Source organism: Sphingorhabdus sp. EL138, assembly GCF_900258045.1.
GTDB lineage: Bacteria > Pseudomonadota > Alphaproteobacteria > Sphingomonadales > Sphingomonadaceae > Parasphingorhabdus.
The window spans coordinates 342,368-357,985 of sequence record NZ_OGVD01000001.1 but is presented as its reverse complement, the minus strand read 5'-3'; the positions used below and the strand labels follow the sequence as shown (position 1 = coordinate 357,985).

Sequence of the window (15,618 nt, the reverse complement as noted above, 5' to 3'; positions counted from 1 at the left end):
ACAGGCGCGCCCTGTCCGCTACGATCATCATATGACATTGCCCGCCGCTCCCCTTTCTGTCTCCGCCAGTACCGAACGCTGGCCAGTCAACGGGTCTTTCGTCATCAGCCGAGGAGCCAAGACCCATGTTGATGTCGTCATCTGTACGGTCAGCGACGGGACGCATCAGGGCGTCGGCGAGGCTACCCCGATCTATTATGAGGGCGAGACGGCCGAAGGCTGCCTCGCTGCCATAGAAGGTTTCGCCAGCGCCTATTCCAAGTTTGACCGGCTCACCCTGCTTGATCACATGCCAAGAGGTGCCGCCCGCAATGCGCTGGACTGCGCTTTGTGGGACCTGGAATGCCGGCAACATGACCAGCCGCTGTGGCGCCATGCCTGTTTGCCGGAACCCGGGCCGCTTGTCACTGCCTTCACCATCTCGCTCGGCGATCCGGCGCAGATGGAGGCCGACGCCCGCGCCGCTGCCGATACCCACAGCCTGCTCAAACTCAAGCTGTCGGGCAGCGATGACCATGAGCGGGTCGCCGCCGTCCATCGCGGCGCGCCAGAGGCCCGCCTGATTGTCGATGCCAACGAAAGCTGGAACGATCTCGACATTGCTGCCGAAGCCACCACGCTGGCCCAGTGGGGCGTCGAGCTGATCGAGCAGCCGGTGAGCGCGGGGCGCGACGATCTGCTTGCCGGTATTCGCTCTCCGATCCCGCTGTGCGCGGATGAAAGCTGCCACACCAGTGCCGATATCCCGGCTCTCGCGCCTTATTATCAAGCCGTGAATATCAAGCTCGACAAGGCCGGCGGGTTGACCGAGTCCATAGGTATTGCCGATGCGGCCGAGCAGGCGGGGCTGGAGCTGATGGTCGGGTGCATGCTGTCCACATCATTGGCGATCCGTCCGGCCTTTGCGCTGGCCCAACGGGCGCGGTGGGCGGACCTCGACGGACCGCTTCTTCTGGCGCAGGACCGGCCGGACGCCATGCAATTTGCTGGCGGAAAGGTGATGATCCGCACGTGAAGAGGCGCGGTGCTCCGCACTTGATGCGGAGCAAGGAGTAAGTGGGCGTGACAATCCTCCCCCGCTCCGCATCAAGTGCGGAGCACTCTCATCCAGCAGTGTCCGGGGCGATGAAATATGACAGGGTAACGTCTTTTCGGGTCGTTTTGGCTCCGGCCAGTTTATACAGTTTCGACACAGGATCGCTAAAAATAAAATCAACGCATTGTACGCGGGATATCGGGATTCAGTTCCCACATCCAGCTTGCGGCATATTCGCTGCTTTCCTTCATATAGTCCCGGGCCATTGCTGCGCTTTCGGGATCGTCTTCGCGCTCGCTATCCTTCCAGTCGAGCGGACCATGTTCCACACGATCCAAAATGCTATCCCATTTGGTCAGGGCAAATTCCCGCGCCACCGGATTGCGTCCGATGCGGGAGGGATTGCACATGATGAACCTGGTCAGATTTTCGTTGAACACGCGTTTTTCGCCAATCTGTTCACCCTTCCAGAATATCGGCTGCGCCACGCCGTTAATCGCGCGGTCAATCGCTTCATGGGTCACCTGCCGAATGGCATTTTCCAGCGCCGCCTCCCACGCCAGATCAAACGGCGTCCCCGCGAGCCGCGCACGTAGCTTGTAAGCACTGTCCCGTGACATATAGACGGACTCCGCCGCCGCAGTCACCGACCCGGACGCCGCGAGCGCCTCGAGAAAACGGCGCATCTTGGCCTTGGTCCAGCCATTATGCTGGGGTCTTAATGAGGGTTCCGGCAGAGAATTTTCGTCGGGAAGAAGGGAGGAATCGGTCATATCATGCTCCATTTGGTTTTTTCCTCCAAAAAATATAACCTATATGGAATATTGTAGGAAAGAACTATCTGGACGGGGAGGGCGCCCAAATTCCGAAAGAGGACTTCGGGACTGGATCGTTATACCGCGGCATTATGGCCGAGAATTATTGCCCGGTTTTTATGGCGGCCCCAACTGATCAGCCCCACCGCAATGATCATCTGTACTACCCCGTAAAATAACAGCGAGAACAGCACCATATCGCCAACCGGATCAGGTTCGCCCACTACCGCCGGGAACAGCGATGCCTTGAGCATGATCCCCAGATTAATGTTGCGGACAACCACTTCCATATCAATCGCCGTGGAATCGATGGAGGATAAACGCAACGTTCGACACACAAGCCAACTTGACACTGCCAGCACCAAAATCAGCAATATGATCGTCAGCATATTGTTCACGCCAAACATGTTGACATCCAGCCGTCCGGACATGGAGGAGCCAATGATGATCAATATTATTCCCAATAGAGAGCCCCGCACACACCATTTGGAGAATCTTGCTGCAGAACGCGGGAACAGACGCAAATAAACCATGCCCGCCGCCAGCGGCAGCAAAAGGTTTAACGCGATTTCCGTCATGATCTGCCCGCGCGGCATAATAAAGTCATCGGGCATATATTGAGCGATAAGAAATTCGAGGATCAGTGGTGTCGTTACCAGACAGGCTATGGTGGTTAATGCCGTGATGGTGATCGACAATGCCACATTACCCCGGGCAAAGTGCGTAAAGATATTGGAGGTCGTGCCACCCGGAATAGCGGCGATCAAGGCAATCCCGAATGCAACTCCGCCTGCGATGCCAAAAGCGTGAATAAACATAAAGGCCACGGCCGGCACTAACAGCAGCTGTATCAATGAACCGCTTGTTACGGCTTTTGGTTCGAACAGTATCTCTTTAAAATCCCGAAGCGTAAGCGTCGCGCCCATGCCCAGCATCGCAAGTACCAGCTGAAATACGGCGAACCAATATTCGTGCTCGATATAGAAAGTAGCCATTTGATCTCCAGCTTTGTTGACGCGAGTTGCAGTCGTCAATGACCTGCTTAGCGCAAGTTCGTTTCAAATATCCAGCTATTCAAATCCATCGTCATCAGGTCAAAAGAATATCAACCGACAGGTCATTTCCATTTTTCACAATTCACTTGGAATGAAGAGTTCATGTGATAATATTCTGTTTATGGATGATATCATGAAAAATATTGATGACAACGATCGAAATATCCTGAAAGCTTTGCAGCAGGATGCGAGCTTGTCGCTGGAAAATCTGGCGGCGCAGCTTAGCCTGTCGACCAACGCCTGCTGGCGGCGGGTCAAACGGCTGGAAGCGGACGGCATTATTGCACGGCGGGTGGCGATCGTGGAACCGGAGGCAGTTGGCCTTGGCATGACCGCCTTTGTTGCGGTGCGCACCAATGATCATAGCGACAAATGGCTGGAGAAATTTGCCGCTGCCGCATCTTCGATTGATGAGGTGGTCGAGTTTTACCGCATGGCCGGAGAGGTGGATTATCTGCTGAAACTGCTCGTGCGCGATATGGCGGACTATGACCGGGTGTACAAGAAGCTGATCAAGGCGGTACCCTTGTCCGACGTGTCAGCGAGCTTTGCCATGGAGCGGATTAAATACGAGACGGCGGTGCCTTTATAATTTGACCTCAAGCGCCGGGCGCGGGCATCCGCCCGCTTGGCTTTCCTCGCATAAGCTCGGGCGCGCGGTCGCGCTTGCCGACGCTATGCGTCGGACTGGTGACAAACTAGCGGTCATCTATCTGGCGCCTGCCTAAAGAGCATCGTCCGAGCGAAGCGAGGCAAGGGCGCCAATAATGGATGGCGTCCGCCGCGCCTTATTGGCGCGTAGCCAAGGGCACGGATGTGCCCGCCCGGCGCTTGAGGTCAAAAAAAGAATCCTTCCCCGTTAAACCTCGACCACTTCCTGCCGGATAGCCCCAAAAACCGAGTGCCCATCCTCATCCAGCATCTGGATTTTCACCGTATCACCAGCGCTCATGAAAGGCGTTTTCGCTTCGCCATCGGCAATGGTTTCGATCATCCGGATCTCGGCGATGCAACTATAGCCGAGACCGCCTTCGGACACTGGCTTGCCGGCGCCACCATCGGCATCCTGATTGGACACCGTGCCCGAACCGATAATCGTTCCTGCACATAGCGGCCGTGTTTTTGCCGCATGGGCGACGAGGTCCGCCAGACTGAAGGTCGCATCCACGCCGGCATTGGCACGGCCAAAGGGCTCGCGGTTATAGTCGACCTGTAGCGGCAGGTGGATCACCGATCCTCTCCATGCATCACCCAGTTCATCGGGTGTCACGCAGACCGGTGAGAAAGCGCTCGGCGGCTTGGACTGGAAAAAACCGAAGCCCTTGGCGAGTTCTCCGGGAATCAGGCCGCGCAAGGATACGTCGTTGCATAGCATGACCAGTTTGATGTGACCCGCGGCCGCTTCCGCACCAACGCCCATCGGGACGTCGTCGGTGATCACCGCAACCTCGCCTTCCATGTCGCAGCCCCATTTCGGATCGCCCAGCGGGATATCCTCACGGGGGCCAAGAAACGCGTCGGAGCCGCCCTGATACATGAGCGGATCACTGTAAAAACTTTCCGGCACTTCGGCACCGCGCGCTTTGCGAACCAGTTCGACATGGTTGATATAGGCGCTGCCGTCGGCCCATTGATAGGCGCGCGGCAATGGCGAATGGGCGTCATTTTCATGGAAGCGTTCGCATGGGACAACCTGATGCTCGACATCCCGGTAGAGGGCTTCCAGCTTCGGTGCGCAGTCTTCCCAATTGTCGAGGGCAGCTTGCAGGGTCGGGGCTATATTATTCGCTTCGCAGCAACGGGTCAGATCTTTCGAGACGACGACCAGTCGGCCGTCGCGTGTGTCATTTTTCAGCGTCGCGAGTTTCATAGAGTTCCCATCTTTTGTTGAAAACGGATAGTGCGCCGGAACGCGGCAACAATCAACATACGCGTTTAATGTTCGTCGCGGGCCTTCTCATGCAGCCATGCGGCATGTTGCGGTGCCTTTTTGGTGCGGTTCCATTCTTCGAGCATTTCGGGCGCGACGCGGCGCAGTTCCTTCATCTCCTCGTCGGTTCCGATATCACAGGCGATTTCCAAACGGTGACCATTGGGGTCAAAGAAATAGATGGACTTGAAAATGCCGTGATGGGTGGGACCCAGAACTTCTAGCCCCTCGGCCTCGGCATTGGCCTTGGCAGCCAGCAGTTCCTCAAGCGTGTTCACCTTGAACGCAATATGTTGCACCCATGTCGGCGTATTGGGATCCTTGCCCATTTCCGGCTGTTCGGGAAGTTCGAAAAAGGCCAGTATATTGCCGCCGCCGGCATCGAGGAAAATATGCATATAAGGATCATATTCACCGGTCGACGGCACTTCGTTTTCCGCAAAGGCCAGGTCAAAATCCATACCCATGACGCGTTGGTAAAATTCGGTGGTTTCCTTCGCATCCTTGCAGCGATAGGCGACATGATGAATGCCGGAAAGATTGGGTGCAGAGGTCATTCTGCGGGTTCTTCCACATTAAGCACGCCGCGCGCAACCTGATCGCGCTCGATGCTTTCGAACAGCGCCTTGAAGTTGCCTTCGCCAAAACCGTCATCGCCTTTGCGCTGAATAAACTCGAAGAAGACCGGGCCTATTTGCGGCTCGGCAAATATCTGCAGCAGAAGCCGCGGCTGGCCACCTTCCGTGGTGCCATCGAGCAATATCCCGCGACTTTGCAGCGCGCTGGCATCTTCACCATGGCCGGGCAAGCGCTCATCGAGCATCTCGTAATAGGTATTGGGCGGAGCCGTCATGAACGGCACGCCGAGTGTCTTGAGCCGGTCCCAACAGGCGACCAAATCGTCACAGATAAGGGCGATATGCTGAATGCCTTCGCCGTTAAATTCACGCAGAAATTCCTCGATCTGACCCTTGCCGCCTTCGCCTTCTTCATTGAGCGGGATGCGGATTTTGCCATCGGGAGCGGTCAGCGCCTTGGACGTCAGGCCGGTATATTCGCCCTTGATGTCAAAGAAACGAATCTCGCGGAAGTTGAACAGGGTCTCGTAATAATCCGCCCAATAGGCCATCCGGCCGCCATAAACATTATGGGTCAGGTGGTCGATAATGTCGAACCCTGCGCCGACCGGATTGCGGTCAACACCGGGCAGATATTCAAAGTCGATATCATAGATGGACAGCGCATCGCCCCGTTCTTCATCGGCATAGCGATCGACCAGATAGAGAATCGCTCCGCCAATACCGCGAATGGCCGGGATATGCAGTTCCATCGGGCCGGTTTCGACTGCCACGGGTTCCGCGCCTTTTTCCAGCAGATGCGCGTAAGCTTTTCGTGCATCCTTGACCCGGAAGGCCATACCGCAGGCTGACGGGCCATGTTCGCGGGCGAAATACCAGGCCGCCGATTTCGGTTCATAATTGATGATCAGGTTGATCTGTCCCTGCCGCCACAAATGCACATCCTTGGAACGATGCTGCGCAATGCGGGTAAAGCCCATGACTTCGAAAACAGGTTCGAGCACGCCTTTTTCCGGCGCACAAAATTCCACAAATTCAAAGCCATCAAGGCCAGCCGGGTTTTCAAAAAGATCAGCCATGGATGCATTCCTTACAGAGTAGAGCAATATAGTTACAAATGAAACTATAGCGGAGCCGACCACAGAAGGCAAGAGCGACAAAGCGGTCAATCGTGACTTGATCCGACGATGGTAAATCGCCAAATGGCAGAATTCAAAGTCAAAAAAGGTACGCCTAGTGATCCAGAAGATCAAAAGCTTGATCGAATCATCCCTGTTTCAAAATGCGATCATGGCGGTGATTGTCATCAATGCGATTGTTATCGGGCTGGAAACATCGGCCGGAATGATGGCATCGTTCGGCCCGGTTCTGATTGCTCTGGACCAGATCGCGATTACCATTTTTGTAGTCGAAATTCTTCTGAAGCTGCTGGTTTACCGCTTGCAGTTTTTCCGCAGCGGCTGGAATAATTTCGACTTTGTCATCGTCTCGGCCGCGCTGCTGCCGCTGGGCGGGAACTTTGCGATCCTTCGTGCGCTACGTATTGTCCGGGCTTTTCGTCTGGTCTCTGCGATGCCCAAGATGCGGCAAGTGGTGCAGGGCCTGCTTTCGGCGATTCCATCCATGGGATCGGTAATCCTTTTGCTGAGCTTGATTTTCTATGTCGCTGCGGTGATGGCAACGAAACTGTTTGGCGGCTCCTTCCCGCAATGGTTCGGTTCGGTCGGCGCGTCGCTTTATTCGCTGTTCCAGATCATGACTCTGGAAAGCTGGTCGATGGGCATCGTGCGCCCGATCATGGAAGTCTATCCATGGGCCTGGGCGTTTTTCGTGCCCTTTGTTCTGGTGACATCCTTTGTCGTGCTCAACCTGTTCATCGCGATCATCGTCAACGCCATGCATGAGGAAGCGGACGAAGAACAAAGCGCGCAGCGGGACATCATCCTCGACGAAATACGCGGATTGCGTCAGGAAGTGGCGGCAATGCGAAGTGACAAGACGAATTGATCAACCTTCTTTGATGCTGGAGCCAATATCCGGCTTCTTGCGATAGAAATGCACCTGCATCTGCATCGGCCCAACCAGGGTGACATGATGCAGTTGTTCCGGCTCGATCAATTGTCGATCACCCGTTGTCATCAGCCGCGTTTCCTGGCTTTCTTCAATCACATAATGAAGGCTCCCGCTGATTATCTCCAGCACACCCCAGGTACCAGCTTTCGTGTTGTGGGCAGCTTGTAGGGCCTGCGGCAAGCTGGTTTCATCGAAGACAGGTGTTGAGCGATAGGGTGCCGGTTCCGCCATTTCGGTTACATCACCGCCGAGCGGATGATAGCGATACCAACGCCAAACAGCGCGAACATCATCGGCACGATCAGCATCTGTCCATAAACCGCGCCAAAGCTCATCCGGCCGGTAAACGTGTCAAACCTGCCTTTGATCCACTGGCTCTTTTCGTTTTGACCTGACCCGCTCAAACTGTTCAGAGCAAAGGCAGTACCGAAATACATGACAGCATACAGGATGCTGATAGCGATCATGAACAGGGCGCGTCCGTCATGACCGGTACCCGCAACCAGACCAAGAAAGAATAGTGCATAGCTTGCGGCCATGCTGCCCCAGATAATGGCGGGAATACCGAAAGTGCGTGTCTCCGGTTGAACCCGCGCGACTTGTGCTGCCGCTTCAGACCTTGCTGGCTCGAAATGGAAGTTGTCGCTGTGGACGGCCATATTATTCTCATCAAGCAACATCGTTAATCTCCTTTTTCTGAGATATTTTGGGTAAGCCATCGCGGTGGATGGAAATGCCGGTCATCAGGCTGTCTGCAATTCGAGCCGCACGTTCGGACAGAAATTGGCAGGCAGCGGCGTTTGGCATCACCTCAGGTAATGCCTGGTCAAACAGAGCAAGCCAGTGATTGAAATGGGAGCGTTCGATATCCGGGATCGCCAGATGCTTTATCATTGGATTCCCATGAAACCTGCCCGATTCAATCGCGATCGACGTCCAGAAGTCTTTCATACGCGCAAGATGAGGCGGCCAGTTGGTGATCTTCTCATTGAATATCGGCCCCAGCAAAGCATCGCTGCGGATCCTTTCATAGAAACCTTCTACCAGATCGGAAATCCGCTCTTCGGTAATCCCGAGGGCTTCTGCATGGGCGGCTTTTTCTTCTCTGGCAGCAATAGTGTGAGCGTGTGGCATCAGGCGACTCGTTTAAAGAGGTATATAATATGCCTTTTATATCGGTCTTGAATTTAAAAGCAATATATAATATGCATGTTTAATGAGATTGACCACACAGACCGACTATGCGTTGCGGACATTGATGTTTCTGGCATCAAAGGAGGGCAGCCAGACGATTGACGATATTGCCTCCGCCTACGGCATTTCAAAAAACCATTTGATGAAAGTCGCGCAGCGCCTGGCCAGTGAAGGCTTTATCATCAGCCAGCGTGGGCGCGGCGGGGGACTGACCCTGGCCCGTGATCCCGCAGAGATTAACATCGGCGCGGTCGTTCGCGCGCTTGAAGAGGTCAGCCAGTTTGTCGAATGCAGCCCCGGCTCAACGAACAACTGTATCGTAACGCCGGTATGCGGCCTTTCCCATATGCTGGCCGATGCCGTAGAGGCGTTTCTAGGCCATCTTGATCAGTTCACCTTGTCCGATGCGATGGGCAAGAGGAACAGATTTGCGGATATATTCGAGGTCGCTTTGGCCTGATCCTATAGGACCTCAACCAGCAAATCGCTGCCCCAGTTCATACATGGCAATAGCCGCTTTTGCTGCTTCCCCGCCTTTGTCTTTCTGTCCCTTGTCCGCGCGGGCGAGGGCCTGTGCCTCATTCTCGACGGTGATAATCCCGTTGCCAATAGCGGCGCCGTCCAGTGTCAGCGCCATAATGCCGCGCGCGCTTTCGTTGGAGACGATTTCGAAATGATAGGTTTCCCCGCGTAGAACCACGCCGAGGGCAACATAGCCATCATATTCTCCGCTATCGATCGCAAGGGAGATGGCGCCGGGTACTTCCAGCGCACCTGGGACGGTCAGCATCTCATGCTCATGGCCAACTGCTTCCAGAGCGGCTTTGGCGCCATCCAGCAACATGTCATTCAAATGGTCGTAAAAACGTGCTTCGACGATCAGAAATTTGGCCATTATGCTGTCTCCAGTTCTTTCGTTTCGGCTGTGGGTATCGCCCGCTGGCCGACAATGCGCAGACCATAAGCGTCCAGCCCGACCAGGTCATGGCTGGTATTGGACAGCAATTCCATATCACTGACGCCCAGCTCGGTCAGGATCTGTGCACCGACGCCATAGTCGCGCAGCTGATCCATATCCGCCGGTTTCTCGCCCTTCAGCCGTGCGACTTGACGGGAATAGAAATCGGGTATCCGCGGGCTGATGAATACGATGATACCGGAACCGGCTTCACCGATAATCTTCATGGATTCGGCCAGCGTGCCGCTATGTGCACCGGTTTTGCCAAATACGTCGCTAAAAATCGCCGTGGCATGCATGCGAACCAATGTCGGATTGTCGGGATCGACATGGCCTTTTTGCAATACGATCTGTTCCGACTCCGTTGCGGTGTTGAAAAAGGTAATCGCCTTCCACTCCCCGCCCCAGCGGCTTTCAAATGTCGCTTCGGCCCGCTTCTGCGCAAGATGATCATGGCGCAGTCGATAAGCGATCAGGTCGCGGATCGTACCGATTTTCATCCCGTGATGCTGGGCAAATTCGATGAGGTCATCAAGCCGTGCCATCTCCCCATCATCCTTCATGATCTCGCAGATCACACCGGATGGATTGAGCCCGGCGAGCCGCGACACATCGACCGCTGCCTCGGTATGGCCGGCGCGCACCAGCACACCGCCATTGCGGGCCTGCAAGGGGAAGACATGGCCGGGTGTCACAATTTCACTCTTGTCCTTGGTGCCATCAATCGCCACGGCCACCGTGCGGGCGCGGTCTGCGGCGGAAATACCGGTCGTCACACCATCACGCGCTTCAATCGAGATGGTGAAGGCCGTCTCGTGCGCGGTCCGGTTATTCTGGCTCATCATATCGAGACCCAGTTCCTCAACCCGGTCCCTGGCCATCGCCAGACAGATAAGCCCGCGGCCATATTTGGCCATGAAGTTGATCGCGTCCGGTGTCGCCATTTGCGCCGGAATGATAAGATCGCCCTCATTCTCCCGGTCTTCATCATCAACCAGGATATACATGCGTCCGTTGCGCGCCTCGTTGATAATTTCTTCCGCCGTTGCCATCACGCTGTTGCCGCCGCTCGCGAGATATTTCTCCAGCTTGCCCAAAGTCTCGGCCGTCGGATTCCAGTCCGCCTCACCCAGCCGCCGCAGGCTGTTGGCGTGAAGGCCGGCAGCGCGGGCCAAGCCAGCGCGCGTTTCCTTGCCGGAATCGATCAATTCAATCAGTTGTTCTATCAATATCTTGCTCATGGAAGCCGCCTGTCTGTTATCTATGTCACGTTGGTATCACGCTGTAATGTGATACGTCCAGAGCTTTATCACATCAAATGTGATAGTCTGTGATGCGAGACTGGGTTCAGGGATGTCGAACCTGATTCAGCATGATAAATTTATTAGCCGTGCGGGCAGCTACAGAAACGCCCTGAGCTCTCCGACAAACTGGTCGAACTGGTCATGATGCAGCCAGTGACCGGCATTGGCAAAGCTTTTGACCGATACGTTATCGCCAAAATATTGCATCCGGCCATCCTTCTGGGGATTGCTGGCCCAGCTGTCATCGCCATAGTGCAACTGAGTCGGGCAGGTGATATTGCCCCATAGTTGCTGGATGTCGGATTGTTGCAGATCAATCGAATCCCAATGCTGTACATAAGGGTCGAATTTCCAGCTGTAACTGCCATCCTCATTGCGGATCACCGCATGCGTGGTCAGGTGCCGGGCCTGTTCGTCGGACAGGTGACCATTGGCGTCCTGCATCCGTTTGAGCGCATCCTCAAAAGTCGCATAGCGCTTCACTTGCCGTCCGGCGGCCTTGCGCTTTTCCTCGATGCTGTTGCGTACCCGCTGCAGCTGGCCGGTTTTCTCACGCTCGGCGAGCATTTCGGGACTGGGACCCAGTCCTTCAATCGCGACCAGCTTGCGCACCGTATCGGGATAGAGTCCCGTATAACGCAGGGCGATATTGCCACCCATGCTGTGCGCGACAATCGTCACCGGGGACAGGTCAAGCTGGTGGATCAGCTGCGCCAGATCCGTCACCATCGCCATGGTCGTGTAATTCCCATCGGTGCTCCACTGACTGTCGCCATGGCCGCGGACATCAGGCGCAATGATATGCCAGTCATCGCGCAGTGCCTGTGCCACCCAGTCCCAGTTGCGGCAATGATCCTTGCCGCCATGGAGCAAAATCAGCGGCGGCTTTTCGGCATTGCCCCAGTCGGCATAATGCAGCCGAAGCCGCTGGGAGAAATAGCTATGTGAGGCGGGGCCGACCAGATCCATATTCCATCCTGTCTGTTTGCGCAGTGAGAAACGCGAGATCATTGACCGAATATTCCGGTCCAAAGATCAAAGATGAACGTTTCTTTAGTCTGCCAAGGATGGTTCGACAAGCATGGCAATTGTTAGATGGCAGTCAAGCCGGTCACGTCAGGAGAAGCAGAGCCAACATACCGGGTTGACGGTCCGCGTCATTCCGTCGACGGACACCGAGATTATAGATAAAATCTTTCATTCAAGATTATCTTGGACACTGGTTTTGTAGATATTTTCGATATTGAGACGGAGTCACACCGGTGTTTTTCTTGAAAGCATGATTGAACGTCGCCTTTGATCCAAAGCCGCAATCATAAGCCAAGTTTATAATGGGTAGTTTGTCGCCATCAGCTAGAAGGGATTGCTTGAATGCTTCGATGCGATACCCATTGATATATTCGTAGAAACTGGCCTCGGCTTGAGAGTTAATCACCTCTGACAGCAACCTCTGGTTTATTTGTAGGTGGTTAGCGAGAACCGCCAGGCTCAAATCGCTATCTAGGTAGGGTTTGTCCCGAGACATGACCTTTTCAAGCTCTTCAAATAACAAGTTCAATTGCGCCTGATCGTCTTTTTGCGTCGCTTTCTTTTCCCGACTTTCGTAAAATCCGGTCGTTAAAGTCTGCGTATGCAGATAACCTTGCGTACCAATCCAATATGTGCCCAATGATAGGAACAGAAGGAATGGATAGTAGTTTGAGATGTCTAGCCTGTCACCAAACCATAAGACGTCGATCGCCCTTAAACTGAACCATAGAACGAAAAAAATCGTGTAGAGAAATACGGGTTTCTGCAACCAGCTCAAAGTTCTTTTGTGGATATCGGAATGGTTATCTCTGATCCATTTTGAATATTTCATCAAAGTCCGATTTGTCAGGAATAGATAAACGAATACGGATATCATTCCTCCTGCTTGCTCCATCATCCAGATGAGATGATCCGTATTAATGGGATCGGCAAAGAAGTAGAATTCGTGCCGTTGGTAAAACGGGCTGGAGTAATAGATGATTTCCAGCACAACCGGTAAAAAGTGGAGCAAATCTGGCTTGCCTGGATGGAACTGGGCATTGGTGAGCGTTTTTGTGTAGAGATAGAGCGATGGGCCGAGGCCGTACAACAGTTCCACTGATAGAAACGAGTAACCCAGCGACCTTATGAATCCCATATCGTGCAACACCACGCGCAATACCGGTAAGGTGTAAAATAGCAGCATCAGCGACAACATGATGTTGCCAGACTTGCGGTTTCTTTGAGACAAGACGAGTAACAAGCTGATCATCAAACCGTGTAACGCCCCAATCAGGACAACCAAATTCCAAGCATTGAGATTGAGAGATGAATCCATAAGGTGAGATAGCTGCCGGTTAAGTGATGCAGTGTCATCTCTCTTAGCCGAAGCGGTGTCTATGACCAAACAACCACAACCGGATTATTTCGTCCGGCTGCATCCAAACGGACGCCACCGGCTGTCTTCTGATCTAATCGGCAATCCGCTTACCAAACAAAGAGGTTTGTAGATGCTATACAGAATAATCCGCTTGGCTGTTATGCTGCCGTTCCTGCTGGTGTCGGGAAGCTGTGCGCTGCACGATTCAGAAATCCGGCCTAACAGCTCATCAGTTTCAGATACATTTGTAGATGCCCCTAGTCTGGCGAAGTATGTAACAATCATCAGGGACAAATTTGGAGTTCCGCATGTTTTTGGACCTACGGATGCCAGTGTTGTTTTCGGCGCTACTTATGCTCGTGCCGAAGATGAATTTCACTACATGGAGCAGGCATATATAAAGCTGTTGGGGCGGACCGCATCAGTTAGCGGATCTGACTGGCTGCCGTGGGATATTTTTCTGAGAAAGCTGGAAATCGAAAAACATTCCAGGCAGGAATATTTGGCTGCACCAGAGGAAATTAAGGCGCTGTGCGATGCTTTTGCCGAGGGCATGAACTATTTTTTGAAGACCCGGCCCGATATCAAACCCAAGTTGATCACACAATTTGAGCCGTGGCATGCCCTGGTCGGTTATCGTTTATTTCATGTCTCGGGCATTGACGGGAAAACCCAAAAACAGATTGGGCAACCCAATATTCTCGCTGCATTTTCCGGATATCTTGCCTCAACCATGTGGGCGATTGGACCATCCAAAAGCGCCTCGGGACATCCCATGTTGTTTATCAATCCGCATATTCCGCTCGATGCGCCTTATGAAATGTCTCTTCACAGCGGTGAAGGTCTGAACGTTTCCGGTCAGCTGGCATATGGAATAGGGATTTTACCGATTTCTGGCCACAATGGAGATATGGGTTGGTCGATCACAGCAAATGACCCTGACATCAACGATGTCTATGAAGAGAAATTCGTCGATAACGCCTCCGGCTTATACCAATATGGCAGCCAGATACTGGAAACCACGAAGTGGACTGAAAAAATTGCGGTCGCCGCACCAGATGGAATGACACACCAAGGGCATGTTTTTGAAAAATCTCGGCACGGTCCGCTGTTCGATGGACCAGAAGGCAAACGCCTTGCGCTAAGAGTGGCCAAGCTGTCCGAAGGAGGCGTGCTGGAACAGTTTTTCAATATGAGCAAGGCTCGCAATCTACCGGAGTTTAAACGGGCTATCGCTCCCATGAACCTGACCTATAACAATTTGATTTATGCGGGGCAGGACGGTCATATATTTTACGTCTATGGCGGTGCTATTCCTGTCCGCAGTTCCAAATTTGACTGGTCCAAACCTGTAGACGGCAGCAATGCGGAAACAGACTGGAGGGGTTTTTTCTCTCTTGAAGAGCTTCCACAGGTTGAAGACCCGGCTTCGGGTTATCTACAAAATTCCAACAGCGCGCCTTTTTTTTCTACGGATGGCAGTAATCCGGTGAAGTCAGACTTTCCGGCATATATTTTCGGATCCGACCGTGACACAGCGATTGCTAAGCGATCCAGACAATTGATCACGGCAGAGGAGAAAATAACACTGGGGCAATTGTCACAATTTGCATTCGATACTTATCTGCCCACCGCCTTAGCTGATGTCACGAAACTGAATGCGGAATGGGCACTATCTCCACCGGACGGCAAAAAGGCGGAACCGGAGTTGAAGGAAGCGCTGAATATCTTGAACAACTGGGACAAACGGGCAGGTGCTGACTCAATAGGGGCAGCGCTCTACGTCACCATGTTCCACATTCGCGGTGATGACTCAGCCTATCCGACAATCAACCGGCTCCGAAAGGCAACTGCGCTTCTGGAAAAATATCACGGCGACTGGCGAGTTCCATATGGCCATTTTAACAGGTTAAGAAGACCGGAACCCGATGGCAAAACCAATGAGCCGCTTTCGCAACATGATCTACCGTCGCCCGGTACGCCGTTTTATATGGGTGCGATCATGACGTTCAATACACAAAGCGAAGATGGATCAGGGAAAGGTTACGGTAATCATGGCCATTCCTATGTAAGCGTGGTGGAATTTTCTCCCAAGGTGAAAGCCCGATCAGTTATGGCCTATGGACAGAGTAGGGATCCGCAATCTGCTCATTATTTCGATCAGGCGGGGTTGTACGTTAGGCAAAAGCTAAAACCCGCTTGGTTCGATGCAAAAGATATCAAGAAATCAGCCATAAAATCATATCGACCGGGAGAAACCGAGTGACAATCGTGGGGGCTGGCTTT

17 protein-coding genes are annotated in these 15,618 nt (G+C 53.5%); 5 read left to right on the top strand and 12 right to left on the bottom strand.

Translation table 11 applies throughout. The features are described from left to right. Positions 1 to 31 precede the first annotated feature (31 nt). Complete coding sequence (gene dgcA / locus DK507_RS01735; RefSeq protein WP_109354357.1) at positions 32 to 1,015, top strand: N-acetyl-D-Glu racemase DgcA; 984 nt, start codon at positions 32 to 34, stop codon at positions 1,013 to 1,015. Between the two features lie 197 nt (positions 1,016 to 1,212). Here the strand turns inward: dgcA and DK507_RS01730 are convergent, their stop codons facing one another. Together DK507_RS01730 and DK507_RS01725 are read right to left on the bottom strand one after the other, a co-directional pair. Further along, on the bottom strand, positions 1,213 to 1,809 hold the full coding sequence (locus DK507_RS01730; RefSeq protein ID WP_162558840.1) for a hypothetical protein: 597 nt from the start codon (positions 1,807 to 1,809) through the stop codon (positions 1,213 to 1,215). 119 nt (positions 1,810 to 1,928) lie between these two features. Next, on the bottom strand, positions 1,929 to 2,885 hold the full coding sequence (locus DK507_RS01725; protein WP_367889542.1) for a bile acid:sodium symporter family protein: 957 nt from the start codon (positions 2,883 to 2,885) through the stop codon (positions 1,929 to 1,931). Positions 2,886 to 3,039: 154 nt separating this feature from the next. On the opposite strand from DK507_RS01725, the gene DK507_RS01720 reads away from it, so the two are divergent. Beyond that, positions 3,040 to 3,498 (top strand): Lrp/AsnC family transcriptional regulator, encoded by a 459-nt coding sequence (locus tag DK507_RS01720; RefSeq protein ID WP_174209008.1) that lies wholly within the window; start codon positions 3,040 to 3,042, stop codon positions 3,496 to 3,498. 267 nt (positions 3,499 to 3,765) lie between these two features. On the opposite strand, the gene DK507_RS01715 is transcribed toward DK507_RS01720, so the two are convergent. The 3 genes from DK507_RS01715 to hppD all read right to left on the bottom strand — a co-directional run bounded on the left by DK507_RS01715 (position 3,766) and on the right by hppD (position 6,493). Continuing rightward, positions 3,766 to 4,776 carry a fumarylacetoacetate hydrolase family protein gene (locus DK507_RS01715; RefSeq protein WP_109354353.1) on the bottom strand — a complete coding sequence of 337 codons (1,011 nt, stop codon included), beginning with the start codon at positions 4,774 to 4,776 and terminating at the stop codon, positions 3,766 to 3,768. 65 nt (positions 4,777 to 4,841) lie between these two features. After that, a complete protein-coding gene (locus DK507_RS01710) occupies positions 4,842 to 5,393 on the bottom strand; it encodes a VOC family protein (protein WP_109354352.1) in 552 nt (183 codons plus the stop codon). Next, positions 5,390 to 6,493: a 4-hydroxyphenylpyruvate dioxygenase gene (gene hppD / locus DK507_RS01705; protein WP_109354349.1), complete on the bottom strand. Its 1,104-nt coding sequence runs from the start codon at positions 6,491 to 6,493 to the stop codon at positions 5,390 to 5,392. The genes DK507_RS01710 and hppD overlap by 4 nt, the downstream gene beginning before the upstream one ends. A 178-nt stretch (positions 6,494 to 6,671) precedes the next feature. Here hppD and DK507_RS01700 point away from each other — a divergent pair, with 178 nt between their 5' ends. After that, the gene (locus tag DK507_RS01700) at positions 6,672 to 7,421 is read left to right on the top strand and encodes an ion transporter (RefSeq protein ID WP_216822312.1); all 750 of its coding nucleotides are present in this window, start codon (positions 6,672 to 6,674) and stop codon (positions 7,419 to 7,421) included. Here the strand turns inward: DK507_RS01700 and DK507_RS01695 are convergent, their stop codons facing one another. The 3 genes from DK507_RS01695 to DK507_RS01685 are packed head-to-tail and all read right to left on the bottom strand — an operon-like array spanning position 7,422 to position 8,621. Then, positions 7,422 to 7,718 (bottom strand): DUF1971 domain-containing protein, encoded by a 297-nt coding sequence (locus DK507_RS01695; RefSeq protein ID WP_109354348.1) that lies wholly within the window; start codon positions 7,716 to 7,718, stop codon positions 7,422 to 7,424. A 5-nt stretch (positions 7,719 to 7,723) separates the two neighbouring features. Next, positions 7,724 to 8,167: a hypothetical protein gene (locus DK507_RS01690; RefSeq protein WP_109354347.1), complete on the bottom strand. Its 444-nt coding sequence runs from the start codon at positions 8,165 to 8,167 to the stop codon at positions 7,724 to 7,726. Beyond that, complete coding sequence (locus DK507_RS01685; RefSeq protein ID WP_109354345.1) at positions 8,157 to 8,621, bottom strand: group III truncated hemoglobin; 465 nt, start codon at positions 8,619 to 8,621, stop codon at positions 8,157 to 8,159. The genes DK507_RS01690 and DK507_RS01685 overlap by 11 nt, the downstream gene beginning before the upstream one ends. Positions 8,622 to 8,703: 82 nt before the next feature. On the opposite strand from DK507_RS01685, the gene DK507_RS01680 reads away from it, so the two are divergent. Beyond that, positions 8,704 to 9,141, top strand: a complete 438-nt coding sequence (locus DK507_RS01680) for an Rrf2 family transcriptional regulator (RefSeq protein WP_109354343.1) — start codon at positions 8,704 to 8,706, stop codon at positions 9,139 to 9,141. 12 nt (positions 9,142 to 9,153) lie between these two features. Here the strand turns inward: DK507_RS01680 and ribH are convergent, their stop codons facing one another. The 4 genes from ribH to DK507_RS01660 all read right to left on the bottom strand — a co-directional run bounded on the left by ribH (position 9,154) and on the right by DK507_RS01660 (position 13,290). Beyond that, positions 9,154 to 9,576 (bottom strand): 6,7-dimethyl-8-ribityllumazine synthase, encoded by a 423-nt coding sequence (gene ribH, locus DK507_RS01675; protein ID WP_109354341.1) that lies wholly within the window; start codon positions 9,574 to 9,576, stop codon positions 9,154 to 9,156. After that, complete coding sequence (gene ribB / locus DK507_RS01670) at positions 9,576 to 10,880, bottom strand: 3,4-dihydroxy-2-butanone-4-phosphate synthase (RefSeq protein WP_109354340.1); 1,305 nt, start codon at positions 10,878 to 10,880, stop codon at positions 9,576 to 9,578. Before ribB ends, ribH begins: the two co-directional genes overlap by 1 nt. Positions 10,881 to 11,039: 159 nt before the next feature. Continuing rightward, positions 11,040 to 11,912, bottom strand: a complete 873-nt coding sequence (locus DK507_RS01665) for an alpha/beta fold hydrolase (protein WP_109354837.1) — start codon at positions 11,910 to 11,912, stop codon at positions 11,040 to 11,042. A gap of 238 nt (positions 11,913 to 12,150) precedes the next feature. Then, a complete protein-coding gene (locus DK507_RS01660) occupies positions 12,151 to 13,290 on the bottom strand; it encodes an AraC family transcriptional regulator (protein WP_109354339.1) in 1,140 nt (379 codons plus the stop codon). Between the two features lie 172 nt (positions 13,291 to 13,462). Here DK507_RS01660 and DK507_RS01655 point away from each other — a divergent pair, with 172 nt between their 5' ends. After that, positions 13,463 to 15,598, top strand: coding sequence for a penicillin acylase family protein (locus DK507_RS01655; protein ID WP_109354338.1), 2,136 nt, complete (start codon positions 13,463 to 13,465; stop codon positions 15,596 to 15,598). The last annotated feature ends 20 nt before the right edge of the window (positions 15,599 to 15,618 follow it).

What these genes read in the sequence shown, in the direction of transcription:
- dgcA (WP_109354357.1), top strand. Translation starts at nt 32, where the DNA reads ATGACATTGCCCGCCGCTCCCCTTTCTGTCTCCGCCAGTACCGAACGC.
- DK507_RS01655 (WP_109354338.1), top strand. Translation starts at nt 13,463, where the DNA reads ATGCTATACAGAATAATCCGCTTGGCTGTTATGCTGCCGTTCCTGCTG.
- DK507_RS01680 (WP_109354343.1), top strand. Translation starts at nt 8,704, where the DNA reads ATGAGATTGACCACACAGACCGACTATGCGTTGCGGACATTGATGTTT.
- DK507_RS01715 (WP_109354353.1), bottom strand. Translation starts at nt 4,776, where the DNA reads ATGAAACTCGCGACGCTGAAAAATGACACACGCGACGGCCGACTGGTC.
- ribB (WP_109354340.1), bottom strand. Translation starts at nt 10,880, where the DNA reads ATGAGCAAGATATTGATAGAACAACTGATTGAATTGATCGATTCCGGC.
- ribH (WP_109354341.1), bottom strand. Translation starts at nt 9,576, where the DNA reads ATGGCCAAATTTCTGATCGTCGAAGCACGTTTTTACGACCATTTGAAT.
- DK507_RS01720 (WP_174209008.1), top strand. Translation starts at nt 3,040, where the DNA reads ATGAAAAATATTGATGACAACGATCGAAATATCCTGAAAGCTTTGCAG.
- hppD (WP_109354349.1), bottom strand. Translation starts at nt 6,493, where the DNA reads ATGGCTGATCTTTTTGAAAACCCGGCTGGCCTTGATGGCTTTGAATTT.
- DK507_RS01730 (WP_162558840.1), bottom strand. Translation starts at nt 1,809, where the DNA reads ATGACCGATTCCTCCCTTCTTCCCGACGAAAATTCTCTGCCGGAACCC.
- DK507_RS01685 (WP_109354345.1), bottom strand. Translation starts at nt 8,621, where the DNA reads ATGCCACACGCTCACACTATTGCTGCCAGAGAAGAAAAAGCCGCCCAT.
- DK507_RS01660 (WP_109354339.1), bottom strand. Translation starts at nt 13,290, where the DNA reads ATGGATTCATCTCTCAATCTCAATGCTTGGAATTTGGTTGTCCTGATT.
- DK507_RS01690 (WP_109354347.1), bottom strand. Translation starts at nt 8,167, where the DNA reads ATGTTGCTTGATGAGAATAATATGGCCGTCCACAGCGACAACTTCCAT.
- DK507_RS01695 (WP_109354348.1), bottom strand. Translation starts at nt 7,718, where the DNA reads ATGGCGGAACCGGCACCCTATCGCTCAACACCTGTCTTCGATGAAACC.
- DK507_RS01665 (WP_109354837.1), bottom strand. Translation starts at nt 11,912, where the DNA reads ATGGATCTGGTCGGCCCCGCCTCACATAGCTATTTCTCCCAGCGGCTT.
- DK507_RS01710 (WP_109354352.1), bottom strand. Translation starts at nt 5,393, where the DNA reads ATGACCTCTGCACCCAATCTTTCCGGCATTCATCATGTCGCCTATCGC.